The organism is Pseudomonas sp. ADPe, assembly GCF_014843515.1.
In the GTDB taxonomy this organism is placed as follows: Bacteria; Pseudomonadota; Gammaproteobacteria; order Pseudomonadales; family Pseudomonadaceae; genus Pseudomonas; species Pseudomonas citronellolis.
In genome coordinates, this window is record NZ_CP062122.1 from 6,180,042 (window position 1) to 6,205,741 (window position 25,700).

Below are 25,700 nucleotides of genomic sequence, written 5' to 3' on the forward strand. Positions count from 1 at the left end.
AAGGTTCCGCCGGGGTGGACGGAAGGCTCGGAATAGACGGGTAGGGCGCTGGTCGTTTGGGTTGGGTAAAGCGGTATCTCTATCTGTAGGAGTGTTCCTGGTAGGCATGGCTATCAGGGTGATGGGTATCGCTTCGCTCCACCCATCCTACGTCAGGGTTGGCGCTGCTTTGCGGGACGGAGGTTGGGTCGGGAAGCGTCGGCGGAAGGGGGCTGGAGAGGGGTGGCATCTTGCCTGGCGGGCAGCGGGGGCGGGCTGCCGGCGGGGCGATGACGGATTTGGATACTGAGTAGTATGTTGATCGCAAGACGGGATTCCGGCCTGCCCGGGATGCGTCGTCACTTTCCAAAAACCTACTCGGTAGTATTCCCATGAGCATCATCTGGAGCCCACCGCTGACCGCCGACGAGCGCCGCTGGCAGGAGATCGCCCGGCTGCTCGGCGAGCGGCATTTCCGCCCGCTGGCCGCCGAGATCGACCGCGACCAGCGCTACCCGCTGGAACACCTGCCCGTGCTGCTGGAAAACCGCCTGAGCGGCATGTTCGTGCCCCGCGAACATGGCGGCGAAGGTGCGTCGCTGTGCGCGCTGGTGGCCGTGGTCGAGGAGCTGGCGCGCGGCTGCGCTTCCACCGCCGCGATCATGGCGGCCTTGTCCCTCGGCGCGTTCCCCGTGCTGCTCGGCGGCAGCGACGCACAGAAGCGCCGGCTGCTGGGCGGGCTCGCCGAAACCGGGGCCGCGGTGAACTTCGCGCTCAGCGAGCGTGGCGCCGGTTCCGACCCCGCCGCCCTGCAGACCACCGCCACCCGCTCGGGCAAGGGCTGGCGGATACGCGGCGAGAAATGCTGGCTGGGCAACGGCGGCCACTCCCGGCACTTCATCGTCTTCGCCGCCACCGGCGAGAACGCCGGGAGGAAGGCCATCAGCGCCTTCGTCGTGGCCCGGGACGCCGAGGGCGTGGTGATCGACCACTACGAAGACAAGCTGGGCATCCGCGGCACCACCACCACCAACCTGAAGCTGGACACCTACGTCGAGGACGACGCCATCGTCGGCGAGGCCGGCAAGGGCCTGGGCCTGGCGCTGGCCACCCTCGGCGTGGGGCGCGTGGTCATCGCCGCCCAGGCCAACGGCATTGCCCTGGCGGCATTCGAGGAGGCAGCGGCCCATGCGGTGGAACGCAGCACCTTCGGGCGCCCGATCATCGACCACCAGGGCGTCGGCTTCAAACTGGCCGACTCCGTTACCTCGCTGTCCGCGGCCCGCATGCTGACCTACGAAGCCGCCCGCGCATACGACCGCGGCGACGACATAACCGGGCTGGGGGCGATGGCCAAGCTGTTCTCCAGCGAATCTTCCCACCGCATTGTGGACGATGCCCTACAGATTCTGGGTGGCCGGGGCTACGTAAAGCCCAGTGCGATGGAACGTTATTATCGCGACCAGCGGATCACCGAAATCTACGAAGGCACTTCGGAGATCCAGCGGGTGGTCCTGGCGCGCCAGGTAAAACATTCGTTGTGTGCAAACCCGAACAAGAAGGAATGAAGTGTGGCCAATAAATCCGTCCGTTACGAAAACATGCCGCTGCGCCAGTCGGCGATATTGGATGCCGCGGCAGAGGCGTTTTCCAGAGTTGGTTATGAAGCAACTTCGATCGATTACGTGGCGGACCAGATACAGGCTACCAAGGGCAGTGTCTATTACTACTACCGGAGCAAGGGGGACCTGTTCGCCGCCGTGCACCGGCGGGCCATGGAAATGAACCTGGAAAGCGTTGCGCCGATTGCCGCGGACGTAGCCCTGGGCGCGGACCAGCGGCTGCGGCGGATGGCGGTCGAGCATACCCGGCTGATGATGGAATACACGTCCTACCAGCGGGTGACCGTGCAAGGCGTCGAGATGCACCTCACCGGCAGCCTGACCGATGCCCAGCGCGCCGAGATGCAGCGGCTCATCGTCATGCGCGACGAATACGAAGCGTTGTTTTGCGAAGTGATAGAGGAGGGAATCGTCGCCGGCATATTCAAGTCCGTCGATTCGCACCTGTTGGTCAAGCCGCTGTTGGGGGCATTGAACTGGACGACCATGTGGTATCGCCGGCAACCGGGCGAAACGGATATGCAGCGGCTGAAAGTTGCAGAAGATATTGCGGATTACGTCGTAGATGGTCTCAGGCAAACCTAAAACAACTAGAAGGTAGTAGAGATGAATACGGTAGTCGATAAAGAAACCAGCGAGGCATGGCATGCGGTAGCGCACTGGTACCACTCGTTCTTCACCGGGATGGTACTTTCCTCTGTGACCCGGCAAGGCACATCCCGCGCGGCGGAACTGGTTTACCAGGTGTTCTGCCGGCAACGCTCGGAACGGTTCCTCCAGGGCCTGGCGAAACTGGGCATCGACAAGCTCCCGCCCGCGGTGGCCGCCGCGCAATATCACTACCTGTCGAACAACATCGGCGGCGTCTGCGTCGAGTACATGTACGAGAGCGACCGCAAGGCCTGGGTTCGCTACACGCCGCCGCGCTGGATCTGGTCGGGCACCGCGCTGTGCGGCATCCCCTCGGAGGTTTCCGCGGCCATGCTGCGCGGCTGGCATGCGCAGAACGGCGTCACCCTGGGCAACCCGCGCCTGGGCTTCGTCTGCACCAAGCAGACCGCCGACGGCCAGTCCGGCCTCGAAGGCTACTACTACGAATACGACGAACCCCTGGCGCCCCACGAGCGGCTGCGCTTCGCCCGCCACGAAGACGCCCCGGACTTCGACGCGGCCGCCGCGCCCACGCTGTCCTCCAGTGATTGGCCGCAGGCGCGCATCGAGAAGGCCAGTCGCAACTATGCGATGGAATACGTACGCTCGACCCTGCCCACCGCCGTCGACCTCTTCGGCCCCTGCGAGGCGGTGAACGTGCTGCGCCTCTCGGCGCGCCAGGTCGCCATGCAGTGCTACCACGAAACCGCAGCGCGCCTGGGCGTGGCGCAGGACAAGTCGCTGCACGCCTTCGTCGACTTCCTGGCCAGGCTGGCCCGGGCCCAGGGCGACGAGGTTACGGTGCAGGAAAGCTCCGACGGCTACGTCATAACCCAGCGCGGCTGGACGCTGTTCGGCCAGGCCCAGGCCCTGCACCCGGCGGTCTTCGACATCTGGAACGGCCTGCTGGAAGGCGCCGCCGATGCGCACAACCACCGGCTGGCGCTGAGCGTCACCCACAAGGACCTGGCCAACGGCCGCTTCGCCTGGCACGTCGGGGGAGCTGTGTGATGGCCGGCGCACTGGAAGGACTGCGCGTCATCGACGCCTCGCGGGTGCTCGCCGGGCCCTTCGCCGCGCAGATACTGGCGGACCACGGCGCCGACGTGGTCAAGGTGGAAGGCCCCGAGGGCGACGAGTGCCGGGGCTTCGGCCCGCCGTTCGTGGAGGGCAGCGCGGCCTACTTCAACGCGGTGAACCGCAACAAGCGGGCGATCACCCTGGACATGGGCTCCGAGGCCGGCCGCGAAGTGTTCTGGAGGCTGCTGGAAAGCGCCGACGTGCTCATCGAGAACTTCAAGGCGAGCACCCTGCGCGCCTGGGGCATCGAATCGCCGCTGGAGATCACCCGGCGCCTGCCCCGGCTGGTGCATTGCCGCATCACCGGCTTCGGCGACGACGGCCCGCTCGGCGAACTGCCCGGATACGACGCCGTGGTCCAGGCGCTTTCCGGCCTGATGAGCATCAATGGCGAACCCGGGCGGCTGCCGGTCCGGCTGGGCTCGCCCATCGTCGACATGTGCACCGGCATGAACGCGGCGCTCGCGGCCCTGCTGGCGCTGCACGAGCGCAACGGCAGCGGCCGTGGGCAGATGGCCGACGTCGCCCTGTACGACAGCGGGGTGAGCATGGCGCACCCGTACCTGGCGAACTTTCTGGCCTCGAAGGTGCCGCCGAAGCCGGTCGGCAATGGCCATCCGAACATCGTGCCCTACGACCTGTTCGAGACGGCGGGCGCGCCGATATTCGTCGCCGTGGCGAACAACCGGCAGTTCCGCCTGCTCGCCCAGCTGCTGGGGGCGCCCGGCCTGGCGGACGATGCGCGGTACGCCAGCAACGGGCTGCGCGTCGAGAACCGGGCCGCGCTCGAAGTCGAGCTGAAAAGACTGTTCAGGCAGGTCCGCGGCGAGGCGTTCGGCGAGGAGCTGCTGCGCAAGGGCGTGCCGGCGGCGGCCATCCTCGACGTCGGGACAGTGGCGCAGGCGCCGCATACGCTGCATCGCCAGATGGTCATGGACGAAGAGGGCTACAGCGGCCCGGGCATCCCGGTGAAGCTGGCGCGCACGCCGGGCGCCTTGCGCAGGCGGCCACCGCGGCTCGACGAGCACCGCGACGAAGTGCTCATGGCGTATGGCTTTTCCAGTGCGCAGATAAAGGCGCTCGCCGAGCGCGGCGTATTCGGCGCCGAACGGGAGCCTTGAGGCTGCCCGCGCGCCTTTCGCGCCTGGGCCGGCCGCGAGGCTGACCCCGCACTCACCAGCACGATCAATCGAATAGCGGCTGTCCCTCTGCGAAGAGCGGGCAAGGGCTTTTGCATGCTTTGCGCAGGCAGCCAACGGGTGGAGAACAACGATGCAATCAGCAACCCCCGCAATAACGCTGGCCGATCTGAACCCGTCGGACGTCGACGCGACCTATCGGAAACTCAACCTGAGAATCCTGCCTTTCCTGTTCATCTGCTACGTGCTCGGCTTCATCGACCGGGTGAACATCAGCTTCGCCCACCTGGAGTTCAGCGCCGACATCGGTCTCAGCGAAGCCGCCTACGGCTTCGGCGTGGGCCTGTTCTTTGTCGGCTACATCCTCTTCGAAGTGCCGAGCAACCTGTGCCTGCAGCGATTCGGCGCGCGGGTCACCATCTCCCGGATCATGATCCTCTGGGGGCTGATCTCCACCTGCATGATGTTCGTGCAGACCCCCATGCAGTTCTACGTCGCGCGCATAGCGCTGGGCTGCGCCGAGGCGGGCTTCCTGCCCGGGGTGATTCTCTACCTGACGTATTGGTACCCGTCCGGGCGCCGCGCCCGCGTCACCTCCAGGTTCATCCTCGGCATCGCCGCGGCCGGCACCATCGGCGGCATCGTCTCCGGCTGGATCATGCACAACATGGGCGGCGTGTACGGGCTGAAGGCCTGGCAGTGGCTGTTCCTGCTCGAAGGCTCGCCGTCCATCGTCGCCGGCGTGATCGCCTACTTCTACCTGGCCGACAAGCCGGAGCAGGCGAAGTGGCTCAGCCCGGCGGAAAAGGCCATCGTCCAGGCGCACCTGGCCGAGGACGCCAGCGCCAAGGCCGCCGTCGAGAAGGGCCACGACTTCTCCGCGGCGCTGCGGAACCCCTGGGTCTACATCGCCGCCTTCGGCTACTTCGTCATTCCCTGGGCCGGCTCGGTGCTGAACTTCTGGGCCCCCACGCTGATCAAGCAGTCGGGCGTGACCAACGTCTGGTACATCGGCCTGCTCTCCGCGCTGCCCTGGCTGGTCGGTGCGGTCGGCATGCTCATCGTCTGCTGGAACTCCGACCGGGTGGTGGAGCGCCGCTGGCACTTCATGGCCTGCATCCTGGTGGTGGCCGGCGCCGTCGCCGCCATCGGCTACCTGCCGTCGAACTGGACGCTGTCGATCGTCCTGCTGTCGATCATGTGCGTCGGCTATCTCTCGGTGACGGCGTTGTTCTGGACCATTCCCACCGCCTTCCTGTCCGGTACGGCGGCGGCCGGAGGCATTGCGCTGATCAGCAGCCTGGGGCAGGTGGGCGGGCTGACCGCGCCCATCGTCATCGGCTGGGTGCGTGGGGCGACGGGGAGCCTGTCGTGGGGGATGTATACGGTTGCGCTGGTGTTGATCGCGGGGGGCCTGACCATACTGCTGGGGATTCCCAGGCGCATGTTGCGGGAGAACAAGGCGAAGTAGGGGGCTTTCCACCGATGGGGCCGAGGTGCTTTTCGTAGGATGGGTTGAGCTTGCGATACCCATGCGGTGGCGGTGATGGGTATTGCTTCGCTCAACGCCATCCTACGGGGCGTTGTGTTCACCGGTGGCTTCGGTGTTTTGGTTTGGCGCCTTTCCCTTTCCCTCTCCCTAACCCTCTCCCTGAAGGGAGAGGGGACCGTTCGGAGTGCGCTGATATTCAGCGTTAGCCGGCTTGTACTGAGTTGCCGGCTGAAGCCATTCCTTCTCTCGGCACGGACAAAGCCCCCTCTCCCTTCAGGGCGGGGCGCGCAGCCGAGGGCTGGGGAGAGGGAGCAGAGTCGACCAGACACACCAAGGCAACCAGACACACCAAGGCAACAACATATCGCCAATCTACAAATAATGATTATCATTCGCCACCAATCGCCACACCCCACCAGGACACCCCATGCCCCCAGCCCCCGCACCCACCCAGGGCACCCCCGGCCTGGCACCAACCCGCGACGGCCGCGAGCTGTTCTACCAGGCCCTCCCAGGCCCGGCAGATGGGCAGGCGCCCACCGTGGTGTTCGAGAGCGGCCTGGCCGCCAGCCGTTCCTTCTGGGGGCTGGTCCAGCCTTTGGTGGCCCAGTGGACCCGCGCCGTGGTCTACGACCGCAGCGGCCTCGGCCGCAGCCCGGCGGACGCCCAGCCGCGCAGCATGCAGCGGATGGCCGACGACCTCAACGACCTGCTCGACCACCTCGGCCCCGGCCCCTTCGTGCTGGTGGCGCACAGCGGCGGCGGCCCCCTGGTGCGCGCCGCCACCGCCGCGCGGCCGGAGCGCATCGCCGGCCTGGTGCTGGCGGACGTCTCCGACGAAGCCTGCGAACTGATCTTCACCCCGGCCTTCCGCCGCCTGGAGAAGTTCGCCCACGCGGCCAGCTGGCTGCTGGCCCGCTGCGGCTTGCTGGAGCGCTGCTACCGCAAGGCCATCGCCGTACTGCCCGAGGACGTGCTCGCCGACCTGCGCCGGGAAGGCTTCAGCATGCCGGTGATGCACACCCGCGGCGCCGAGCTGGCCGGCCTGGTGGCGGCGCTGGAAACCTATCGCAACCAACCGCCGGTGCTACCGGATATCCCACTGACAGTCATCTCCGGCGCCCTGGCGGACTTCGGCATGAGCGAGCGCATCCGCGCGGCGGCCAACGCCGCCCATGCCTACCGCGCCCGGCAGTCGCCCCGGGGCCGCCACGTACTGGCCGAGCGCTCGGGCCACGGGCTGATCCTCAGCGAACCGGCGCTGGTGGCCGAGGAGATCGCGCGGCTGCTCGGCGTGGCGGATGCCCGTGGCTGACGCCGCTCACGGCCCCGGCCGCCAGACCGCCGGGGCGATGCTCACTGCGCGCGGCAGTATGCGGTTGGCGTAGAACAGGTCGGCGGTGCGTTGCTGGGCGGCGACGTCGGCGTCGTTCAGCGGTCGGATCGGCGAGGCCGGCGGGCGGTGGCTGAAGGTGAGTTCGATCACCTGGGGCGACAGGCCGGTGACGCGGGCCATGATCGCCACGCTGCCGGCCTTGTCGCTGCGCGTCAGGGCTTCGGCCTGGGTGAAGGTGTCCAGCACCTGGCGCAGGAACTCGCCGTTGCGCTCGGCAAAGGCGCGCGAGGCCAGGTAGAAGGGGCCGGACAGGTCCAGGCCCTCGCCGTTGGCCAGCAGCCGCGCGCGGCCTTCCAGTTCCAGTTGCGAATACCACGGGTCCCAGATGGCCCAGGCATCCACCTGGCCGCTTTCGAAGGCGGCGCGGGCGTCGGCCGGGGTCAGGTACAGCGGCTGGATGTTGCCGATGCCCAGGCCGGCCTTCTGCAGCGCGCGCAGCAGGGTGTTGTGCGAGCTGGAGCCTTTCTGGAAGGCCACGCGCCTGCCTTTCAGCCCGGCCAGGTCATGGATCGGGCTGTCTCGCGGCACGATGATCGTTTCCGCCTGCGGCTTGGCCGGCTCGGTGCCCACGTAGAGCAGGTCGGCGCCGGCGGCCTGGGCGAAGATCGGCGGGATGTCGCCGCTGCCACCCAGGTCGATGGCACCCACGTTCAGCGCCTCCAGCATCTGCGGGCCGGCGGGGAACTCGACCCAGTCGATTCGGGTGTGCGCGAAGCGCTGCTCCAGCAGCCTGTGCTCCTTGGCCAGCACCTGGCTGGTGGAGGCCTTCTGGTAGCCGATGCGCAGTTGCGCGGGGGCGTCGGCCCAGGCGCCGCCGGCCAGTGCGAATAGGGTGAGCAGGGCCGCCAGGCGGCCCTTCAGGTGCTTGGTCATGCGTCCTGCCAGTCGGTGGAGGGTTTTTCCCAGAGGTTGATCCCGCCTTCCACGGCGTGGCGGTCGATTTCCGCCAGTTCCTCGGCGCTCAAGGCCAGGTTGTCCAGGGCGGCGACGTTCTCGTGCAACTGCTGCGGGTGGCTGGCGCCGATCAGCGCCGAGGTCACCCGCGGATCGCGCAGGGTCCAGGCCAGGGCCAGCTGGGCCAGGCTCTGGCCGCGGCGCGCGGCTATCTCGTCGAGCGCGCGGGCGCGGCGCAGGTTGTCCTCGGACAGGTGCTCGGGGCGCAGCGAAGCGCCGCCGGGGCGGTTGATCCGCGCGTCCTCGGGCACGCCGTTCAGGTACTTGCCGGTGAGCAGGCCCTGGGCCAGCGGGGTGAAGGCGATGACGCCGGCGCCGAGTTCGTCGGTGGTGGCCAGCAGGTCCTTTTCCACCCAGCGGTTGAACAGGTTGTAGGCCGGCTGGTTGATCAGCAACGGCACCTTCCAGTCGCGCAGCAGCGCCGCCAGCTCGCGGGTCTTGCCTGCGGAGTAGCTGGAGATGCCCACGTACAGCGCCTTGCCCTGCTGCACGGCGCTGGCCAGGGCGCCGGCGGTTTCCTCCAGCGGCGTGTGCGGGTCGAAGCGGTGCGAGTAGAAGATGTCCACGTAGTCCAGGCCCAGGCGTTGCAGGCTCTGGTCCAGGCTGGCCAGCAGGTACTTGCGCGAGCTGCCGCCCTGGCCGTAGGGGCCGGGCCACATGTCCCAGCCGGCCTTGGTGGAGATGATCAGCTCGTCGCGGTAGGCGGCGAAGTCCTCGCGCAGCAGGCGGCCGAAGTTGATCTCGGCGCTGCCGTAGGGTGGGCCGTAGTTGTTGGCCAGGTCGAAGTGGTTGATGCCCAGGTCGAAGGCGGTGCGCAGCAGCGCGCGCTGGGTGTCCAGCGGCGTGGCATCGCCGAAGTTGTGCCACAGGCCCAGGGACAGGGCCGGCAGCACCAGGCCGCTGCGGCCGACGCGGCGGTAGGGGAGGCGCTGGTAGCGCTCGGGGGCGGCGAGGTAGGTCATGGGGGACTCCGTGTTCAGGCAAATCGGTTGGCCGGGCGCGCCAGGCCCAGGTGGTCGCGCAGGGTGCTGCCGGCGTAGTCGCGACGGAACAGCCCGCGCCGCTGCAGCTCCGGCACCAGCAGGTTGGCGACGTCTTCCAGGCCGCCGGGCAGGTGCGGCACCAGCACATTGAAGCCATCGGCGGCGCCCTGTTCGAACCAGGCCTGCAGCTCGTCGGCGATGCGTTGCGGGGTGCCGACCAGGCTGTAGTGGCCGCGCCCGCCGGCGATGCGCCGGCCGAGCTGGGCGAGGCTGAGGTTCTCCTTGCCGGCCAGTTCGGTGAGCAGCAGCTGGCGGCTGCGCTGGCCGCTGTCGGTCAGCGGCAGTTCCGGCAGCGGGCCGTCCAGCGGGTAGGCGGACAGGTCGAAGTTGCCGAGCATGCGCGAGAGCAGGGCGACACCCACTTGCGGCTCCACCAGTTCCTGGAAGGCTTCCTGCTTTTCCTGGGCCTCGGCTTCGCTGTCGGCGACCACCACGTATACGCCGGGCATCACCTTCAGTTCGTCCGGGCGGCGGCCATGGCGCGCCATGCGGCCCTTGAGGTCGGCGTAGAAGTCGCGGGCGGCGGCCAGCGAGGTCTGCGCGGTGAACACCACCTCGGCGGTCTGCGCGGCCAGCTCGCGGCCGGTTTCCGAGGAGCCGGCCTGGACCACCACCGGGCGGCCCTGGGGCGAGCGCGCCACGTTCAGCGGGCCGCGCACCTGGAAGTGTTCGCCCTGGTGGTCGAGCTGGTGCAGTTTGGCCGGGTCGTAGTATTGGCCGCTGGCCTTGTCGCGCAGGAAGGCGTCGTCCTCCCAGCTGTCCCACAGGCCGCTCACCACGTCGTGGAACTCGCGGGCGCGGGCATAGCGCTCGGCGTGGCCGAGGTGCTCGCTGCGATTGAAGTTCAGCGCCTCGGCGGCGTTGTCCGAGGTCACCAGGTTCCAGCCGGCGCGCCCGCCGGAGAGGTGGTCCAGCGAGGCGAACTTGCGCGCCACGTGGTAGGGCTCGTTGTAGCTGGTGGTGACGGTGGCGATCAGGCCGATGCGCTCGGTCACCGCGGCCAGCGCGCTGAGCAGGGTGAGCGGTTCGAAGTGATCGGAACGGGCCATGCGGCTGGCGATGGGCGCGCTGGGGGCGGCCACGCTGTCGGCGACGAACAGGGTATCGAACTTCGCCGCCTCGGCGATCTGCGCCAGGCGCTTGTACTGCTGGAAGCTCAGCCCGGCGTCGGCCGGTACGTCCGGGTGGCGCCAGGCGGCGACGTGGTGCCCGGTGGCCATGAGGAAGGCGCCGAGGGAAAGGGTGCGGTTACTTGCGGTCATGCTGGTGTCCTCTGCGGAAGGGTGGCGCACGCCGGGCGGGACGGTTTCTTGGTTGGCGTCCCGCCGGCGAGGGCGGGGCGCAGGTTCCGCGGCTCAGAAGTCCTTGCGCAGCTCGAAGCCGAAATAACGGCCGTCGTCGCGCGGCACCAGGCGGTAGACGTAGCTCCCGCCGCTGGCCAGCAGTGGCGAATAGGACTTGTCGGTGAGGTTCTTGGCCAGGAAGGCCACGCGCCAGCCGGCGTTGTAGTCGGCCAGGGCCACGCTGGCATTCCAGATGCCGTAGGCGCCCTGGATGGTGTCCGGGTTCTGGCTCAGGTCGTACTGCACCTTGTCCTGCCAGCTGTAGTCGGTGCCCAGCTCCACATCCAGGCCGTTGTCCAGCGGGATGTCGTAGTCGGCGCGCACGTAGCTCTTCCAATCCGGCGAGAAGGGCAGCGGCTTGCCGTTGACGTTGCAGCTGGCGGCGGCGCCCGGCGGGCAGCTGAACTCGTCGATGCGCGCGTGGGTGTACGCCACCGAGCCGGACAGCTTCAACTGGCGGGTGGCCTGCCAGGCCAGGTCGGCCTCGGCGCCTTCGGTCTTCACCGAACCGGCGTTGATCAGGCGCGTCACCACCTGGTTGGCCACGGTGTCGTAGAAGTTCGCCTGGTAGTTGTCGTACTCGGTGTGGAACACCGCGAAGTTGGCGCTCAGGCGCTTGTCCAGGGCGGTGGCCTTCAGGCCCAGCTCCCAGGAGTTGGAGGTTTCCGGCTTGAGCGCCTCGGTGTCGCGCGGCTGCATGTTGAAGAACACGTTGTAGGCCGGGCCCTTGTAGCCGCGCGAGTAGGTCAGGTAGCTGGTGAGGTTCTCGCTCAGGTCGTACTGCACACCTAAACGCCCGGACCAGCCGTCTTCGTCGGTGGAGCCGGAGCTGCGGGTGGACGGCTGGATGCCGGTGACCGCGGTGGCCGAGGTGGACACCCGGCGGTGGTCGTATTCCAGCTCGTCGTGGGTGTAGCGCAGGCCGGCGATGCCACGGAAGGCCGGGGTGAAGTTCAGCGTCGCCTCGCCGAAGGCCGAGTAGCTGTCGCTGGTGGTGCCGTAGCCGGCCACGCCGGTGTCGACCGAGCCGGTGGTGGTCAGGGTGCGGCGGTAGGTCTCGTCGTCCTTGGCGTGCATGTAATACAGACCGGTGACGTACTCGGCGAACCGGCCCTTGGGCGAGGCCAGGCGGATTTCCTGGGAGTACTGGTCGTAGTCCAGCTCGCCCTTGTCGTGGGAGCTGGGGAAGGCCGCGCTGACCTGGGACAGGCGGTCGCCGTCCTGGTACTGGGTGTTGTCCCAGCCGCGCCAGGCGCTGATCGAGGTCAGGGTGTAGTCGCCCAGGCTCCAGTCCAACTGGGCCGACAGGCCCTTGTTGGTGTCGTCGACATGGGTGCGGTAGTCGGCGTTGATCTTGCGGTTGTCGCTGTCGGCCACCACCGGGCGCAGGGCATTGGCGAAGGCCGCGCTGCTGGTGTCGGTGACGACGCCGCTGGGGCTGTCGTCGTTGGCCTGCATGTAGTCGGCGATCAGCGTCACCTTCAGATCGTCGCTGGGCGTCAGCTCGAACTTGGCGCGCGCGCCCTTGCGGTTGTAGCCGTTGACCTCGTGGCCGTTGTAAACGTTCTCCACGTTGCCCTCGTAGCTGCCCAGCAGGGCAGTGACGCTGGCCTTGAGCTTGCCCGGCACGAGGGTGCCGCCGATGCCGAAGCTGGTGCGGTTCTCGTTGCCGCCGCCGAAGTGCGAGTAGTCGACGAAGCCGCTGGTTTCGTCCGGCACCGCCCGGGTGACGATGTTGAGCACGCCGGCCGAGGCATTCTTGCCGAACAGCGTGCCCTGCGGGCCGCGCAGCACCTCGATGCGCTCCAGGTCGAGCAGGTCCAGGGTGGCCATGCCGGGGCGGCCGTAGACCACGCCGTCGACCACGGTGGAAACGCTCGGCTCGACGCCCGGCGAGGTGCTGATGGTGCCCACGCCGCGGACGAACAGCGAGGTGTCCTTGTTCGAGGCGCCGGCGCGGTAGTTCAGCGTCGGCACTTCGCTGACGAGGGTCGAGACGTTGTTGCGGTTGTCGCGCTGCAGCTGCTCGCCGCTGATCACGCTGACCGCCACCGGCACCTTCTGCAGCGATTCCTCGCGGCGCGTCGCGGTGACGGTCACGGCATTGAGGGTGGGGGCCGCTTCCTCGGCCTTGGGCTGCTCGCCATCGGCGGCCTGCGCCGGCAGCTGCACGCCGCCCACCAGCGTGGCGATGGCCAGCGCCAAGGCGCTGAGCCGGGGGAATTGATCGTGGGCGTTCGCCCGGTACTGCTGAGTCATGGCCACTCCTGGATTGCCCTGGTCCGCCGCCAGCCTCTTGTGCGGGCCGCTGCGGCGCCTGTTCGCGGAAAACTTCACGAGCGCTCGCTCGTGCGAGTGGCCGATGGATGAAGAAGGCTTTTTGTCAGCGGCAAAGCTTGTTTGTTAGCGCTAACATCAGCGAGTATCCGGATCACGCTTTAGAGCGTCAAATACTGAAAAATTACTTTTATATTCCTGAAATGGAGATCGTCACTGGACAGTCCCCGCAAGCGCCGCGGCGCCGGCCGCGTCACCCTCACCGCCGTGGCTGAGCGCGCTGGAGTGTCGGCCATCAGCGTGTCGCGCTACTTCAACCAGCCGGCGAGCCTTTCCGAGGAGCTGCGCGAGCGCATCGGCGAGGCGGTGGCGGCGCTGGGCTACGTGCCCAACCAGGTGGCTGGCGGGCTGGCCTCGGCGCGCGGGCGCATCGTCGGCATGGTGGTACCGAACATCTCCGGGCCGATCTTCGCCGACACCATCCAGGCCTTCAGCGACGTCCTGGCCGCGGCCGGCTACCAGCTGTTGCTGGCCTCCAGCTACTTCGACGGCGAGAAGGAAGAGAGCGCCGTGCGCGCCTTCCTCGGCTGGAACCCGGCGGCCCTGGTGCTGACCAGCCACTTCCACACCCCAACCTGCGAGAAGCTGCTGGAAGACGCCGATGTCCCGCTATTGGAAATGTGGGACTACCAGCCGGCGCGCCGGCCCATCCAGGTGGGCTTCTCCCACTACCAGGTGGGCGTGGACGCCGCGCGCTACCTGCACGGCAAGGGCTACCGGCGCATCGCCTTCGTGCAGAACAGCGCGCCGGGCGACTACAGCGCCCTGGACCGCCGCGACGGCTACGCCGACACTCTGCGCGCCCTGGGCCTGCAACCCTGGATGTTCGTGCCCACCGCCAGCGCCCCCTTCGAGGCCGGCAAGCAGGCGATGGAAGCGCTGATGGCGCGGCGCGAGCGCCCGGACGCCATCGTCTTCGCCAACGACAACCTCGCCGCCGGCGGCCTGCTCGCCGGGCAGCGCGCCGGCCTGCGCATCCCGCAGGACTGCGCGGTGCTCGGCTTCGGCGACTACCCCTTCGCGCCCATGCTGCTGCCCAGCCTCACCACCCTCAAGCCGCCGGCCCGGGAAATCGGCGAGATCGCCGCGCAGCGGGTGCTGCAGGCCATCGGCGCGCAGCCGGCGGAAGGGGCGGTGGAGCGCCTGAACCTGCTGCAGTGCCGGGTGGTGGAGCGGGAGAGCTGCTGAGGCAGCGAGGCGATGCCCATTGCCGTGGCCGCATGGGTTTCGCCAAGGCTCAACCCATCCTACGAAAAGCACTTCGGCGCGGCCGGTGCGAACAGCCTCGTGGGATGGGTTGAGCGAAGCGATACCCATCGCCGTGGCTGGTGCGAACAGGGGACCGGTCATATTGGCTGAAGGAAAGGCCATACGCCTGCCTAGCCGACGCTCCGTCGAGCCTCTAGACTCGTCCTACGCTCCGATCGCTACGAGTCGTGACCTTGCCCAGTGCCGTAACAAGAACCTCGCCGCTCGCGCGTGCACTCCCGACCTTGGCCCTGACGCTCTTCCTCGCGCTGCTGCCGACCCTGGCGCCGGCCTGCGGCAAGACCCTGCGCTGGGACGACGACCCGCCCTTCAGCATGCTCCTGCCCAATGGCGAGATCGGCGGCATCAACGTCGACATCAACCGGCTCACCCTGGAGCGCCTGGGCTGCCAGGTGACGCTGGTCAAGCTGCCCTGGGCGCGGGCGCTGAAGGAGCTGGAGCAGGGCCGCCTCGACGTATTGCCGGGCGCCTTCCGCCGGCCGGAGCGGGAGGTCTACGCCTACTTCTCCGGGATCATCCTGCAGCCCTCGCGGAACATCCTGTTCATGCGCAAGGGCGACCCGGCCCGGGACGGTTTGCATGGATTGCTCGACCTGCTGGGCACCTCGTTTCGTCTGGGCGCGCAGGTCGGCGTGAGCTACGGCGAGTCCTACCAGCAGCTGCTCGCCAACCATGACTTCGCCAGCCGGGTGTTCTTCAATCCCAGCCGCGGCAACCTCTGGCACATGATCGACAAGGGCCGCCTCGACGGCATCATCGCGGACGAGAACAGCGGCCTCTACGAGCTGGAGCAACTGGGCCTGAACGAACGCATCGGCCCCACCGCCGTGGTGGTTTCTAGCGACGCCGCGGAAGTCGCCTTCAGCAAACGCACCACCACGCCGGCGTTCGTCAAGCGCTATGCTCGGGCGATGCGCGAGTTGGTCGAGGGCGGGGAGTACCAGTCGATCCTGCAGCGTTACCTGAGCCCCCTGTAGGAGCGCGCCCTGCGCGCGATTTCGCGGGCAGGGCCCGCTCCTACAGGTCAGGCACGGTAGTCCTCCCCCCGTAGCGGACCTTGTCCGCGATAGCCGGAGGTATCGGCGCGGTTCGCGGATAAGATCCGCTCCTACGCTGCCCCACCCACACCATTCCCCTGTAGGAGCGCGCCCTGCGCGCGATTTCGCGGGCAGGGCCCGCTCCTACAGGTCAGGCACGGTAGTCCTCCCCCCGTAGGAGCGGACCTTGTCCGCGATAGCCGGAACCATCGGCGCGGTTCGCGGATAAGATCCGCTCCTACGCTGCTCCACCCACACCATTCCCCTGTAGGAGCGCGCCCTGCGCGCGATTCGCGGGCAGGGCCCGCTACAACAGCGTCATGCGCCGAGCCTCAGCCCAACCCCTGCGCCCGCAGGTGCGCCTTCAGGGCCTCGATGAATACCCGCACCTTGCGCGTGTTGCGCCGGTGCGGCAGGAACAGCACGTGGATGGTGGCGCCGAAGGCGCTCTGGTCGCGCCAGCAGTCCGGCAACTGCTCCACCAATTCGCCGCGGGCCAGGTATGGCAGGGCGCTCCATTGCGGCAGGAACTGCACGCCGCGGCCGGCCAGCAGGCAGGCGAGCAGGAAGTCGTAGTTGTCGCTGGCCAGGCGCGGCACCGGCTGCTTCAGGCGGATGCGCTCGCCGTCGCGGTTCACCCACCAGAAGTTCCGGTTGAGCATGGGGTGGCGGAAGATCAGCCAGTCGTGCTCGGTGTAGTTCTCCAGGGTCACGTCCATGCCCTTGCGCGCCAAGTATGCGGGGCTGGCGCACAGCAGCAGGTGGTTCTCCAGCAGCGGCTGGGCGATCACCCCGGGCAGGTCGACGGGGCCGTCGCGCAGGGCCAGGTCGTAGCCGCCTTCCACCAGGTCGGCGAACTCGTCCTGCAGGTCCACCTCCAGGCGCACCTGCGGGTAATCCTCGAGGAAGGCGCAGCACACCTGGTTGAGGAAGGCCGGGGCGAAGGAGGGCGGGGCGGCGATGCGCAGGGTGCCGCGCAGGTCCTTCTGCAACTGCTCCACTTCCGCGCCGGCCGCCTGCAGGTGCAGCAGCGCCTGGCGCGCGCCCTCCAGGTAGATCTGCCCGGCCTCGGTCAGCGCCATGCGCCGGGTGGTGCGCTCGAACAGCCGCGCGCCGAGTTCCGCCTCCAGCTGCGCCACGCCCTTGGTCACCGCCGAGGGCGTCTTGCCCAGGTGTTCGGCGGCGCGGCTGAAGCCGCCGTGGTCGGCGGTGGCGACGAACATGGTCAGGGCGGTCATCTTGTCCATTTATCTATTCCTGTCAGGCACAGAAGTTGTGCAAAAAATCGGCATTAAAGCCGTGCCAGGCTTTGGTTAACCTGCGTTCACACAACAAGAACCTGGGCTAACCCATGAAAATACTGATTCCGGCGCTGGTGTCCATGGCCTGTGTTTTTTCCTCAGCGGAAAGTATGGCCGCCGCTGACCTCATCCTCCACGGCGGCAAGGTCTACACCGCCGAGCCCGGCCAGGGCCTGCAGCAGGCGGTGGCCATCGAGAACGGCAAGGTCCTGGCGGTGGGCAGCGACGAGCAGGTGCTGCGCCTGAAGGCCGCCGGCACCCGCGTCGTCGACCTGCAGGGCAAGGTGCTGATGCCCGGCTTCATCGACTCCCACAGCCACACCGTGAAGGGCGGCCTGCAGATGCTCCAGGCCAACCTCGACGGCGAACTGCTGCCGGTGTTCGAGCTCGAGAAAAAGCTGCGCGAATGGCGCGACAACGGCAAGGCGAAGCGCGGCGAATTCCTCAGCGTCGGCGGCCTGCCGTCCACCTACTGGGGCGACATCCCGGCGCTGGAGAAGACCTTCAACCAGGGCGAATGGGCCCAGGTGCCGATCCTCTTCGTCGGCTGGGACCTGCACACCGGCTGGGCCAACCAGGCCATGCTGAAACTCGCCAAGGTGGACGCGGCGAAAGTCGCAACGCTCAAGGGCGAGGAGAAAGCCACCCTCGGCGTCCACGCCGACGGCACCCCCAACGGCTTCCTGGTCGACGCCGGGCTCTACCCGCTGCAGGCGCTGCTGCCGCTACCCAGCACCGAGGAGCTGACCCGCGGCGCCTACGCCGCGCTGCGCTACTACAACAGCCTGGGCATCACCGCCTGGATGGACCCGCTGGCCAACGAAATCCCCGGCGCCGACATCACCAACGCCTCCACCGGCGTGCTGCCGATCTACAAGGCCCTGGCCGAGAAGGGCGACCTCTCCGCCCACGTCGCCGCGCTGCTGATGGCCGACGCCAAGGCCACCCCGAAGGACCTCGACGAGCTGGACAAGGTGCGCCAGCAGTTCCTCGGCGTGCCCAACCTGACGCTGCCGGGCATCAAGATTTTCGCCGACGGCGTGGCCGAGGTGCCGGCGCAGAGCGCGGCCATGCTCGAGCCCTACAAGAACTCGCACAAGTTCGGCGAACTGCTGATCGACCCCAAGCACTTCGGCGAGCTGGTCAGCGCCGCCGACGCCCGCGGCTGGCTGGTGCACGTGCACGCCATCGGCGACCGCGCCATCCACGAGTCGCTCAACGGCATGGCCCAGGCGCGCCGCGACCGCCACAGCGGCATCCCGCACTCCATCACCCACCTGCAGATGGTCAACCCCAAGGACTTCGAGCGCTTCAGGCAGTTGGACGTGATCGCCTCCATGCAGCTTTACTGGGCCAGTGCGGATGAATCGAGCATCGACCTCGTCAAACCCTACGTGGACGCCATGGTCTTCATGTACACCTACCCGGCCCATTCCCTGCTCAAGCACGGCGCCACGATAGCCGGGGCCAGCGACTGGCCGATCACCACGCCCGACCCGTGGAAGGCCATCTACCAGGCGGTGACGCGCAAGGGCCCGAAGGGCGTGCTCAACGCCGACGAAGCCATCGACCGCCAGGTCATGTTCCAGGCCTACACCCTCAACGCCGCGCGCATGCTCCGCCTGGAAGACAGCATCGGTTCGCTCAAGCCCGGCAAGCAGGCCGACATGGTGGTGCTGGACCGCGATGTCTTCACCGCGGAACCCGAAGCCCTGCGTGACACCCAGGTGCTGACCACCTGGTTCGCCGGCCGCGAAGTCTACAGCCGGCCGCTGACAGCCCAGCGCTGATCAGCCGGGCGGGGAAGCCCGCCCACTGTTTTTCCAAATCGACAAAGGAGCCTTGCAGTGATCATCCATTCCTTCGTGAGCGAAACCCGCGAGCCGTTCGAGCGCGGGCGGCAGATTGGAGAGCGGTGGGCGGAACAGATTCGGCGCACCGTGGCGCTGTACCTCGACTTCTTCCCCCGCGTGGGCGTGCCCGCCGAGCAGGTGCGCGGCATCGGCGAGGCCAGCCTGGCCGCGCTGGACGCCTGGTGCCCGGCCCTGGCCCGTGAGGTCGAGGGCCTGGCCGCCGGCGTGCAACTGCCGCTGTGGCAACTGGCGGCGCTGAACGCGCGCACCGAAATCCTCGCGGTGATGCCGGCGCAACCGCTGGAAGGCGAGTGCTCCACCGCGGTCTACGCGCCCCATGGCGCCGCCGCGCCGCTGAGCATCCAGACCTGGGACTGGCACGACAGCCTGGTGCCCCACGGCCTGCTGCTGCAGCTGGCCGCCGGCAGCGGCTTGACGGTCAAGCTGTTCACCGAGTTCGGCATGCTCGGCAAGATCGGCGTCAACAGCGCCGGCCTGGGCATGCACTTCAACATCCTCCACCACGCCGGCGACAACGGCGAAGCCGGGGTGCCGGTGCACGCCATCGCCCGCCGAGTGCTGGAAGAGGCCACCAGCGTGGCCGAGGCCATCGAGCTGGTGGGCTCGGCCCGCGTCAGCGCCTCCACCGTGCTGACCTGCTTCAGCCGCGACGACGCCGAACTGCGCGCCGCCAGCATCGAGATGAGCCCGGCGGCCACCGCCGTGGTGCCGCCGCGCGCCGACGGCTGGGTGCTGCACACCAACCACTTCGTCGACCCGCAGCAGGCCCGCGGCGAGCGCACCGCCGACGTCTCCACCACCTACGCGCGCTTCGACCACCTGGCGGCCATGGCCCCGGGCATGGCCCGCGAGGGCCTGGCGCAGCGCGCCGAAGCCTTCTGCGGCGAGGCCGGCGAGCAGGCGGTGGTGTGCTTCCACCCGGACCTGTCGCAGCCGGACACCGAGCGCTGGGAAACCCTGCTGACCATCGGCCTGGACAGCGTCGGCTGCAACCTGGAGTACCACGCCGGCAACCCGAAGGCGCTGGCCCGCGACGGCTTCCAGCGCTTCTGAGCTGAACGACCCACCCCCGCGGCGGCCACCCGGCCGCCGCGCGGAACACTGCTGCCACAAGAACAAGAGCAGACCACCATGATCGACCACACCCCCACGCCCGGCTCGCGCTCGGCGTTCAAAACCTTCTGCGTCTCCGGCATGGGCACCGCGCTGGAGTTCTACGACTTCGTCATCTACGGCTACGCCGCCGCCCTGGTCTTCCCCAAGCTGTTCTTCCCCGGCATGGACCGCCTCACCGCGGTGCTGGTGGCCTTCGCCGCCTTCGGCGCCGGCTTCTTCGCCCGGCCCCTGGGCGGTGTGGTGTTCGGCCACCTGGGCGACCGCTACGGGCGGCAGAAGGCGCTGGTCGCCACGCTGCTGCTGATGGGCATGAGCACCCTGCTGATCGGCTTCCTGCCGGACTACGCCAGCCTCGGCATCGCCGCGCCCATCCTGCTGGTGGGCCTGCGCCTGGTGCAGGGCTTCGCCGCGGGCGGGGAGTGGGGCGGCGCCGCGCTGTTCGGCATCGAGGTGGCGCCCCGCGGCCGCCGCGGCCTGTGGGGCAGCTTCACGAGCATGGGCATCGGCATCGGCGGCATCTTCGGCTCCGCGGTGTTCGCCCTGGTCAGCCTGGCCTTCGACGACGACCTGGGCGGCATCGCCTGGCGCATCCCGTTCTGGCTCGGCGGCGTGCTGGTGCTGGTCGGCCTCTACGCGCGCCTGCAGAACCCGGCGCCGGCGCAACCGGCCAAGGCCCAGCCCAAGGCGCGCATGCCGTTGCTCGAAGCCCTGCGCCAGCACCCGCGCGAGCTGCTGCTGTGCACCGGCATCGCCTTCGGCTACATCACCGTGGCCTACATCAGCACCTTCTTCCTCGCCTACGCCACCGACATCGGCTACAGCAGCAGCCAGGCGTTGCTGTTCGACTTCGCGCTGTCCATCGCCATCGTCGTCTCGGCGCCGTTCTTCGGCCACCTGTCCGACCGCTACGGCCGCCGCACGGTGATGATCTTCGGCGCGGCCATCATGGCCCTGGGGCTGTTCGCCTTCTTCCCGCTGCTGGGCACCCACCACCTGGCGCTGGCGCTGCTGGCCTACCTGGCCGTGGGCTTCTTCATGGGCGCGACCCAGGGCCCGATCCCGGCGTTCCTCGCCGAACAGTTCCCGCGGCGGATGCGCTACTCCGGTATTTCCGCCAGCTACCAGCTGGGGGCTGCACTGGGTGGTGGGACTGCCTCCAGCGCGGCTACTGCGATCCTTATCGCCAGTGGTCACCAGCCGGTCTACGTGGCGCTGTATGGCGCGGCGGCGATGGCGCTGGTGGCGGTTTGTTCGTTCGTGATGCGCGAGACGGCGTATCTGGAGATGGAAGAGGTGGACAGGGGCGTGGCATCGACGGGGGAGGGGGTGCGTAGTTTGTCCTGAGGCGGGGAGCTTTTTCTTTTTTGTAGGAGCGAGCTTGCTCGCGAACAGGGCTTCGAATTGGGCATGGTGTGGGCCCTGAAGAGCGCCCTCTCCCTAACCCTCTCCCTGAAGGGAGAGGGGACCGTTGGGCAGATGCTGATAGTTCGGCGTTAGTCGGCTAGCACAGTGATTACCGACTGAAACCATTCCTTCTCTCGGCACGGACAAGCCCCCTCTCCCTTCAGGGAGAGGGCTGGGGAGAGGGGACGGAGTCAACCCAAAGCACCACCGCCGACGGGAAATACCGTTCGCGAGCAAGCTCGCTCCTACAAAAGCCCAAAGCCCAAAACCCAAAACCCAAAACCCAAAACCCAAACCTCAAACCACCCCCCGCCGCCGCACCCCAGGCACCAACCCCAACACCAACGCACACCCCGCCAGAATGATCAGCGCCCCCAGCCCCTGCACCAGCGACAGCGGCTCGTGCAGCCACAGCGCCCCCACCAGCACCGCCACCACCGTCACCACGAACTCCACGCTGATGGTGCGGGTAGCGCCGATGCGGGCGACCAGGTGGAAGTACACCACGTAGTTGAAGGCGCTCATCATGCAGCCGCATAGCAGCAGGTAGAGCACGTCCAGCGCCGAGGGCACGCCCGGTGGCGGCACCCAGTACAGCAGCGGCAGGGTCAGCAGACCGCCCACCAGGAAGGCGCCGCAGGTCACCTCCCAGGGGCCCGCCGTGCGCAGGCGCAGCGCCGCGTAGTTGCTGCCGAAGGCCGCGCACACGCCGCCGAAGATCGAGGCCGCGCAGCCGAGCATGAAGGAAGGCGTCACCGGCACCGCCGGGAAGCCCACCAGCAGGAGCATGCCCAGCAGCCCCAGGGCCAGCCCGAAGGCCCCGGCCAGGGTGATGCGCTCCAGCCCCCAGAGGCGGCCGATGACCATGGAGAACAGCGGGATGGCCGCCACGAAGATCGCCGCCATGGCGGTGCCGATCAGCGGCGTGGCGAAGGTCATGCCGATCAACTGGCCGGCCACCGTGGTGGCGCCCACCACGCACAGCGGCCGCCACAGGCCGCGGAAGTCCAGCACCCGCCCGCTCAGCCGCGCCGCCGCCAGCAGGGTGAGGCTGGCGATCAGCGCGCGGAAGCTCACCGCGCCCACCCAGCCGAAGCCGGCTATCGCCTTGAGCAGCACCAGGAACGACAGGCCCCAGGCCACAGCGAGATACAGGTAGGCGACGAGATCGCGAGGTTGCATGGGGCACCGGCAGAAAAAGGGAAGGGGACACGCGCGAAAGCGCCCCGGTGGGGCGTGCCTATCTTGTCCGAACGGCCAGCTCGGCGGGAAGGGGGCTGTCGCTTCTGGCTGTCTGCATGCCGCAGCGATGCCAGCCGGCGTGTATTAGGAAAACTGATCACGCATTCGCTTAAATCATCGGGATCGATCTGGAGTGCGCCCCGCCGCGGTGCTAGAAATAGCCCGCGCCAGCCCCTTCGACCGCCGATAGAGAGATGCCCCGATGCAACCCGTACTGCCCCTGATCGACCCTGAGGTCGTCCGCCTGGCCCCCGGCTTCCGCGCCCTGAGCCTGACGGTCGAGGCCGCGCCCATCCTGCACCCGGAGGTGGCCGGCCAGGCCGTGGAGCACGCCTGCCGGGTGCTGCTCGACGGCGGCCCGGCCTGGGCCGAGGCGCATATCGCCGCCTGGGCCGAGGTGTTCCGTGGCTTCGGCGCCAAGCCCCAGCGCACCCCCTGCTCGGTGGAAGCCCTGCGCAAGCGCGTGCTGCGCGACGGCAGCCTGCCGAGCATCGACCCGCTGGTGGACCTCTACAACGCCATCAGCATCCGGTACGCGCTGCCGGTGGGCGGCGAGAACCTGGCCGCCTACGTCGGCACGCCGCGGCTGGCCATCGCCGACGGCAGCGAGCCGTTCGACACCTTCAAGGAAGGCCAGCCGGCCAACGACCCGCCGCTGCCCGACGAAGTCATCTGGCGCGACGACCTGGGCGCCACCTGCCGCCGCTGGAACTGGCGCCAGGGCGTGCGCACGCGCCTGGACGCCGAGGCCCGGCAGATGTGGTTCATCCTCGAAAGCCTGCCGGCCATGCCGCTGGAGGCCCTGCACGAAGCCGGCGAGCGCCTGGCCGAGGGCTTGCGGCAGATGATGCCGGGGGTGCGGGTGGAGCAGCGGCTGGTGAGCGCCACCGGAGCGAACTGACCCGGCTACCCATTGCCCATCAAAGCCGAAGGCCGGAGCCCGCGCCTCCACAAGGAAGCACAGGCCCCGGCCTTCGGCCATCCAGGCGGCGCGATCAGCCGCCGCTACGCTCGGCCCGTTGCTGGGCCAGCTCGTACAGGTGCCGCGCCTCGCCGGCCAGCGGCACCAGCGCCGAAGCCAACCGCGAGGTTTCCTGCACCAGCACGTCGTCGCCATCGTGGCATTCCAGCACGTGCAACAGGTCCTCCAGCGCCGCCAGGCGGCGCGCGGCGGCATCGTACAGATGCGCCGCGGGCGCGCCGGCATTCACGAACAGAACATCCTCGAAGGACTGATGGTGCAGTGGCACCAGTTTCGGATCAGCCATGGCACACCTCCAGGGCGAGGGCGCAGGGCAGGGGGGACGGCAAGGTGAACACAGCAAGATGTAAGCGACAGTGCATTTCCGTTGCTCCTTCTGGGAGGGAGAAACCGCCAGCCCGGAAAGAGGGGCGGCGGATCGTGCGGGGGTCGCAGTACCGGCACCGTTGATGCGCATATAACCGGCCAGGCCGAAGCCTGCCCCGCACGATCCGCCATGACTGCACTACGCAGCGGGCAAGAAAAAGCGCCTGTGCAGGAATGCTTTGGCGCTTATACGCGAACAACGGTGCACGGGGCTGCGACACCCCGGCCACGGGATTGACCGTGACAGGGAGCGAATCTAGCGACGGCCTTTGTAGGCCCACAAGGGCGAATGTGGGTGGGAAATTTCAGGTGAATCCGCAGCCCGCGTCACAGGCCGAAGAGGTAGCCCAACACCGCAGCCGCCATGGCCAAGGCCGCCACCACAAAAGCCGGCCTGGACGTAACCAGCCCCAGGAAAAGCTGCCGGTTCCGCCGACGTATCTCCACCAACTCCCGCGCCGCCTCCGGATGAATGTCCCTGAGAAGCTGCTGGCTGCTATAGATCAAATGCCGCGCCTGCCCAAGCTCGCTCGCATTCAGGCAGACAATGGAAAACATCGCCTCACCCTCCGGGCTGACGCCGGTGTTGAAGACATAAGAGTCCAGCCCATGCCTGCGCAGCGCCGAGTTCAGGTACTCGGCGAGGGCTTCTTCCTTGAAGTCGAGGAGGGTGTACATGGGGTAGTCCGCCTATTCGTTTTGTGTGCGCCTCAGACGGCAAGGCAGGACGTCACCATATCGTCGAGCATGTCCACCAGTTCAGGGTCCATGAAGCGGTAGTCATCGGGAATATCCAGAACGTGAAGCCGCTTGTGTTCAAGCAGACGGGCATATTCCGCCCGCAGACGATTCAGGTGCTTGCGCTCCATCACGAAGATCACATCGGCCCAACGGATATCCGCCGGGCCGACGGGTTTGCGGGCGTTCGGGCTGGTGCCTGCCGAACGGGCATCGAAGCCAGGCCGGCGGCGCCAGATAGCTTCCGCGGTGGGGCTGCGCCATTGATTTCGGCTGCAGATGAAAAGCAGGTTGGTCACTCTTGATCCAGCAGTTGTCGGACAGTGCGGATGGGATAACCCAAGCCAAGTTGGCGTGCCCTGAACAGCTTGTCGGCACGGGTGTATAACAGCTTCCAGTTCTTTTCCGGTCGGGGCCGCGGCGGATGAAACGCCTTTTGGGGGGGCGTGTCTACGGGCCTGCGAGCGTCTCCAGGCGCGAGTTCTTTCCATGGTCATATCCTCGTGAATACCGGGTTCAGCAGCCGCGGTAATACGGGATGGGGCGTATGGTAGGCGTGAATTGGTGCGCTGGCCAGGATGGGTGAGACTGCGATTGCTCCTAGCCGAGCCTGGAACTGCCATGTACTTGTCTGTTGTTTACTGCAAGCGTCGGATTTGGGTCGAAAGCGGACATTCAAAGCAGAAAACGGGGCCGGCGCTGGCGAGCATCAGGATGTGCACCAGGGTACCTGCTGGCGCCATGACATGGAGAGGGCGTAGTGTCGGGCGATAAGTCGGGCGATAATCAGGACGATTTGGAGCAGTCGGATGGTGCTTGTCAGGACGGTTGCCTTCACTGCCATCTGGGTGGCCTTCTGGTATTTCAGCTCGACCTTCTACATGGGATATATCCATGACGTCGGCGGCGCTTACTGGTCCATGGGCGTTTACGCGCTCCCCGTTTTTGTCCTGGCCTACAGCCGCTGATTGGAAACTCGCACGCACGTCATATGGCCGAAGGCATCCTTCGTTGACCTTTGCAGGTCTGTGCGCTCTCGGCGTTGCCCTCTATTGGCCAGGCACCATGGCTGTTCTGTGGGGGGCCAGGTACCTCGCTTCATACGGATAGCAGTGGCTGGTCTGTCCTGTCGGCGATCGGTCTGCGCCGTGGACCAGCCCCGTAGGATGGGTTGAGCGAAGCGATACCCATCGCCACAGCTGCATGCGAAGTGCGCCCTGGCGCACTTGGGGGCGGGGAGTTCCGCCAGGCAGCTTGATTCGGAAAAGGCTTACGCAAGGGGGCTGGAAACCCTCAAGGCCTCACGCCGAGTAGGGGAATAGAGTCCGCCGGGTC

22 protein-coding genes are annotated in these 25,700 nt (G+C 67.7%); 13 read left to right on the forward strand and 9 right to left on the reverse strand.

Going from position 1 to position 25,700, the window contains the following annotated elements; genetic code table 11:
• The first annotated feature begins 371 nt into the window (after positions 1-371).
• From IG194_RS28025 to IG194_RS28050, 6 genes are all read left to right on the forward strand, one after another.
• Entirely contained in the window at positions 372-1,547 is a 1,176-nt protein-coding gene (locus IG194_RS28025; protein WP_058489427.1) for an acyl-CoA dehydrogenase family protein, read from the forward strand.
• A 3-nt stretch (positions 1,548-1,550) separates the two neighbouring features.
• Positions 1,551-2,186 carry a TetR/AcrR family transcriptional regulator gene (locus IG194_RS28030; RefSeq protein ID WP_082996416.1) on the forward strand — a complete coding sequence of 212 codons (636 nt, stop codon included), beginning with the start codon at positions 1,551-1,553 and terminating at the stop codon, positions 2,184-2,186.
• A gap of 21 nt (positions 2,187-2,207) precedes the next feature.
• Positions 2,208-3,263: a hypothetical protein gene (locus IG194_RS28035; RefSeq protein WP_058489428.1), complete on the forward strand. Its 1,056-nt coding sequence runs from the start codon at positions 2,208-2,210 to the stop codon at positions 3,261-3,263.
• Entirely contained in the window at positions 3,263-4,453 is a 1,191-nt protein-coding gene (locus tag IG194_RS28040) for a CaiB/BaiF CoA transferase family protein (RefSeq protein ID WP_058489429.1), read from the forward strand. The genes IG194_RS28035 and IG194_RS28040 overlap by 1 nt, the downstream gene beginning before the upstream one ends.
• A gap of 151 nt (positions 4,454-4,604) precedes the next feature.
• Positions 4,605-5,942 carry an MFS transporter gene (locus IG194_RS28045; RefSeq protein ID WP_058489430.1) on the forward strand — a complete coding sequence of 446 codons (1,338 nt, stop codon included), beginning with the start codon at positions 4,605-4,607 and terminating at the stop codon, positions 5,940-5,942.
• 448 nt (positions 5,943-6,390) lie between these two features.
• Positions 6,391-7,278, forward strand: coding sequence for an alpha/beta fold hydrolase (locus IG194_RS28050; protein ID WP_058489431.1), 888 nt, complete (start codon positions 6,391-6,393; stop codon positions 7,276-7,278).
• A gap of 6 nt (positions 7,279-7,284) precedes the next feature.
• Here IG194_RS28050 and IG194_RS28055 read toward each other — a convergent pair whose 3' ends face one another.
• The 4 genes from IG194_RS28055 to IG194_RS28070 all read right to left on the reverse strand — a co-directional run bounded on the left by IG194_RS28055 (position 7,285) and on the right by IG194_RS28070 (position 12,958).
• Positions 7,285-8,232, reverse strand: a complete 948-nt coding sequence (locus IG194_RS28055; RefSeq protein ID WP_058489432.1) for an aliphatic sulfonate ABC transporter substrate-binding protein — start codon at positions 8,230-8,232, stop codon at positions 7,285-7,287.
• A complete protein-coding gene (gene mgrA, locus IG194_RS28060; RefSeq protein ID WP_058489433.1) occupies positions 8,229-9,275 on the reverse strand; it encodes an L-glyceraldehyde 3-phosphate reductase in 1,047 nt (348 codons plus the stop codon). Before mgrA ends, IG194_RS28055 begins: the two co-directional genes overlap by 4 nt.
• Positions 9,276-9,289: 14 nt before the next feature.
• Entirely contained in the window at positions 9,290-10,618 is a 1,329-nt protein-coding gene (locus IG194_RS28065; protein ID WP_058489434.1) for an LLM class flavin-dependent oxidoreductase, read from the reverse strand.
• Positions 10,619-10,711: 93 nt separating this feature from the next.
• Positions 10,712-12,958 carry a TonB-dependent receptor gene (locus IG194_RS28070; protein ID WP_009620040.1) on the reverse strand — a complete coding sequence of 749 codons (2,247 nt, stop codon included), beginning with the start codon at positions 12,956-12,958 and terminating at the stop codon, positions 10,712-10,714.
• Between the two features lie 216 nt (positions 12,959-13,174).
• Here IG194_RS28070 and IG194_RS28075 point away from each other — a divergent pair, with 216 nt between their 5' ends.
• Together IG194_RS28075 and IG194_RS28080 are read left to right on the forward strand one after the other, a co-directional pair.
• Entirely contained in the window at positions 13,175-14,224 is a 1,050-nt protein-coding gene (locus IG194_RS28075; RefSeq protein ID WP_043300100.1) for a LacI family DNA-binding transcriptional regulator, read from the forward strand.
• 305 nt (positions 14,225-14,529) lie between these two features.
• Entirely contained in the window at positions 14,530-15,282 is a 753-nt protein-coding gene (locus tag IG194_RS28080; RefSeq protein WP_058489435.1) for a substrate-binding periplasmic protein, read from the forward strand.
• Between the two features lie 392 nt (positions 15,283-15,674).
• Here the strand turns inward: IG194_RS28080 and IG194_RS28085 are convergent, their stop codons facing one another.
• Positions 15,675-16,589, reverse strand: coding sequence for a LysR family transcriptional regulator (locus IG194_RS28085; protein WP_058489436.1), 915 nt, complete (start codon positions 16,587-16,589; stop codon positions 15,675-15,677).
• A gap of 104 nt (positions 16,590-16,693) precedes the next feature.
• Here IG194_RS28085 and IG194_RS28090 point away from each other — a divergent pair, with 104 nt between their 5' ends.
• The 3 genes from IG194_RS28090 to IG194_RS28100 all read left to right on the forward strand — a co-directional run bounded on the left by IG194_RS28090 (position 16,694) and on the right by IG194_RS28100 (position 20,977).
• The gene (locus IG194_RS28090; RefSeq protein WP_058489437.1) at positions 16,694-18,433 is read left to right on the forward strand and encodes an amidohydrolase; all 1,740 of its coding nucleotides are present in this window, start codon (positions 16,694-16,696) and stop codon (positions 18,431-18,433) included.
• Between the two features lie 57 nt (positions 18,434-18,490).
• Positions 18,491-19,570 (forward strand): C45 family autoproteolytic acyltransferase/hydolase, encoded by a 1,080-nt coding sequence (locus IG194_RS28095; protein WP_058489438.1) that lies wholly within the window; start codon positions 18,491-18,493, stop codon positions 19,568-19,570.
• A 78-nt stretch (positions 19,571-19,648) separates the two neighbouring features.
• Entirely contained in the window at positions 19,649-20,977 is a 1,329-nt protein-coding gene (locus tag IG194_RS28100) for an MFS transporter (protein WP_009620051.1), read from the forward strand.
• 357 nt (positions 20,978-21,334) lie between these two features.
• Here the strand turns inward: IG194_RS28100 and IG194_RS28105 are convergent, their stop codons facing one another.
• On the reverse strand, positions 21,335-22,219 hold the full coding sequence (locus tag IG194_RS28105; protein WP_064987687.1) for a DMT family transporter: 885 nt from the start codon (positions 22,217-22,219) through the stop codon (positions 21,335-21,337).
• Positions 22,220-22,481: 262 nt separating this feature from the next.
• On the opposite strand from IG194_RS28105, the gene IG194_RS28110 reads away from it, so the two are divergent.
• Positions 22,482-23,180 carry a B3/4 domain-containing protein gene (locus IG194_RS28110; protein WP_058489440.1) on the forward strand — a complete coding sequence of 233 codons (699 nt, stop codon included), beginning with the start codon at positions 22,482-22,484 and terminating at the stop codon, positions 23,178-23,180.
• A 94-nt stretch (positions 23,181-23,274) separates the two neighbouring features.
• Here IG194_RS28110 and IG194_RS28115 read toward each other — a convergent pair whose 3' ends face one another.
• The 3 genes from IG194_RS28115 to IG194_RS28125 form a co-directional block, all read right to left on the reverse strand.
• A complete protein-coding gene (locus IG194_RS28115; RefSeq protein ID WP_009620055.1) occupies positions 23,275-23,547 on the reverse strand; it encodes a hypothetical protein in 273 nt (90 codons plus the stop codon).
• A 407-nt stretch (positions 23,548-23,954) separates the two neighbouring features.
• Complete coding sequence (locus IG194_RS28120; RefSeq protein WP_058489441.1) at positions 23,955-24,305, reverse strand: hypothetical protein; 351 nt, start codon at positions 24,303-24,305, stop codon at positions 23,955-23,957.
• A gap of 32 nt (positions 24,306-24,337) precedes the next feature.
• On the reverse strand, positions 24,338-24,664 hold the full coding sequence (locus IG194_RS28125) for a low molecular weight protein tyrosine phosphatase family protein (RefSeq protein ID WP_024128409.1): 327 nt from the start codon (positions 24,662-24,664) through the stop codon (positions 24,338-24,340).
• Positions 24,665-25,174: 510 nt separating this feature from the next.
• Here IG194_RS28125 and IG194_RS28130 point away from each other — a divergent pair.
• Positions 25,175-25,333 (forward strand): hypothetical protein, encoded by a 159-nt coding sequence (locus IG194_RS28130; protein WP_160329411.1) that lies wholly within the window; start codon positions 25,175-25,177, stop codon positions 25,331-25,333.
• Positions 25,334-25,700 lie beyond the last annotated feature (367 nt).

Excerpts from the sequence above, each read along its gene's own strand:
- IG194_RS28025 (WP_058489427.1), top strand. The coding sequence starts at position 372 with ATGAGCATCATCTGGAGCCCACCGCTGACCGCCGACGAGCGCCGCTGG.
- IG194_RS28065 (WP_058489434.1), bottom strand. The coding sequence starts at position 10,618 with ATGACCGCAAGTAACCGCACCCTTTCCCTCGGCGCCTTCCTCATGGCC.
- IG194_RS28115 (WP_009620055.1), bottom strand. The coding sequence starts at position 23,547 with ATGGCTGATCCGAAACTGGTGCCACTGCACCATCAGTCCTTCGAGGAT.
- IG194_RS28090 (WP_058489437.1), top strand. The coding sequence starts at position 16,694 with ATGAAAATACTGATTCCGGCGCTGGTGTCCATGGCCTGTGTTTTTTCC.
- IG194_RS28100 (WP_009620051.1), top strand. The coding sequence starts at position 19,649 with ATGATCGACCACACCCCCACGCCCGGCTCGCGCTCGGCGTTCAAAACC.
- IG194_RS28045 (WP_058489430.1), top strand. The coding sequence starts at position 4,605 with ATGCAATCAGCAACCCCCGCAATAACGCTGGCCGATCTGAACCCGTCG.
- IG194_RS28085 (WP_058489436.1), bottom strand. The coding sequence starts at position 16,589 with ATGGACAAGATGACCGCCCTGACCATGTTCGTCGCCACCGCCGACCAC.
- IG194_RS28055 (WP_058489432.1), bottom strand. The coding sequence starts at position 8,232 with ATGACCAAGCACCTGAAGGGCCGCCTGGCGGCCCTGCTCACCCTATTC.
- IG194_RS28110 (WP_058489440.1), top strand. The coding sequence starts at position 22,482 with ATGCAACCCGTACTGCCCCTGATCGACCCTGAGGTCGTCCGCCTGGCC.
- IG194_RS28130 (WP_160329411.1), top strand. The coding sequence starts at position 25,175 with ATGGTGCTTGTCAGGACGGTTGCCTTCACTGCCATCTGGGTGGCCTTC.
- IG194_RS28105 (WP_064987687.1), bottom strand. The coding sequence starts at position 22,219 with ATGCAACCTCGCGATCTCGTCGCCTACCTGTATCTCGCTGTGGCCTGG.
- IG194_RS28040 (WP_058489429.1), top strand. The coding sequence starts at position 3,263 with ATGGCCGGCGCACTGGAAGGACTGCGCGTCATCGACGCCTCGCGGGTG.
- IG194_RS28070 (WP_009620040.1), bottom strand. The coding sequence starts at position 12,958 with ATGACTCAGCAGTACCGGGCGAACGCCCACGATCAATTCCCCCGGCTC.
- IG194_RS28120 (WP_058489441.1), bottom strand. The coding sequence starts at position 24,305 with ATGTACACCCTCCTCGACTTCAAGGAAGAAGCCCTCGCCGAGTACCTG.
- IG194_RS28035 (WP_058489428.1), top strand. The coding sequence starts at position 2,208 with ATGAATACGGTAGTCGATAAAGAAACCAGCGAGGCATGGCATGCGGTA.
- IG194_RS28050 (WP_058489431.1), top strand. The coding sequence starts at position 6,391 with ATGCCCCCAGCCCCCGCACCCACCCAGGGCACCCCCGGCCTGGCACCA.
- mgrA (WP_058489433.1), bottom strand. The coding sequence starts at position 9,275 with ATGACCTACCTCGCCGCCCCCGAGCGCTACCAGCGCCTCCCCTACCGC.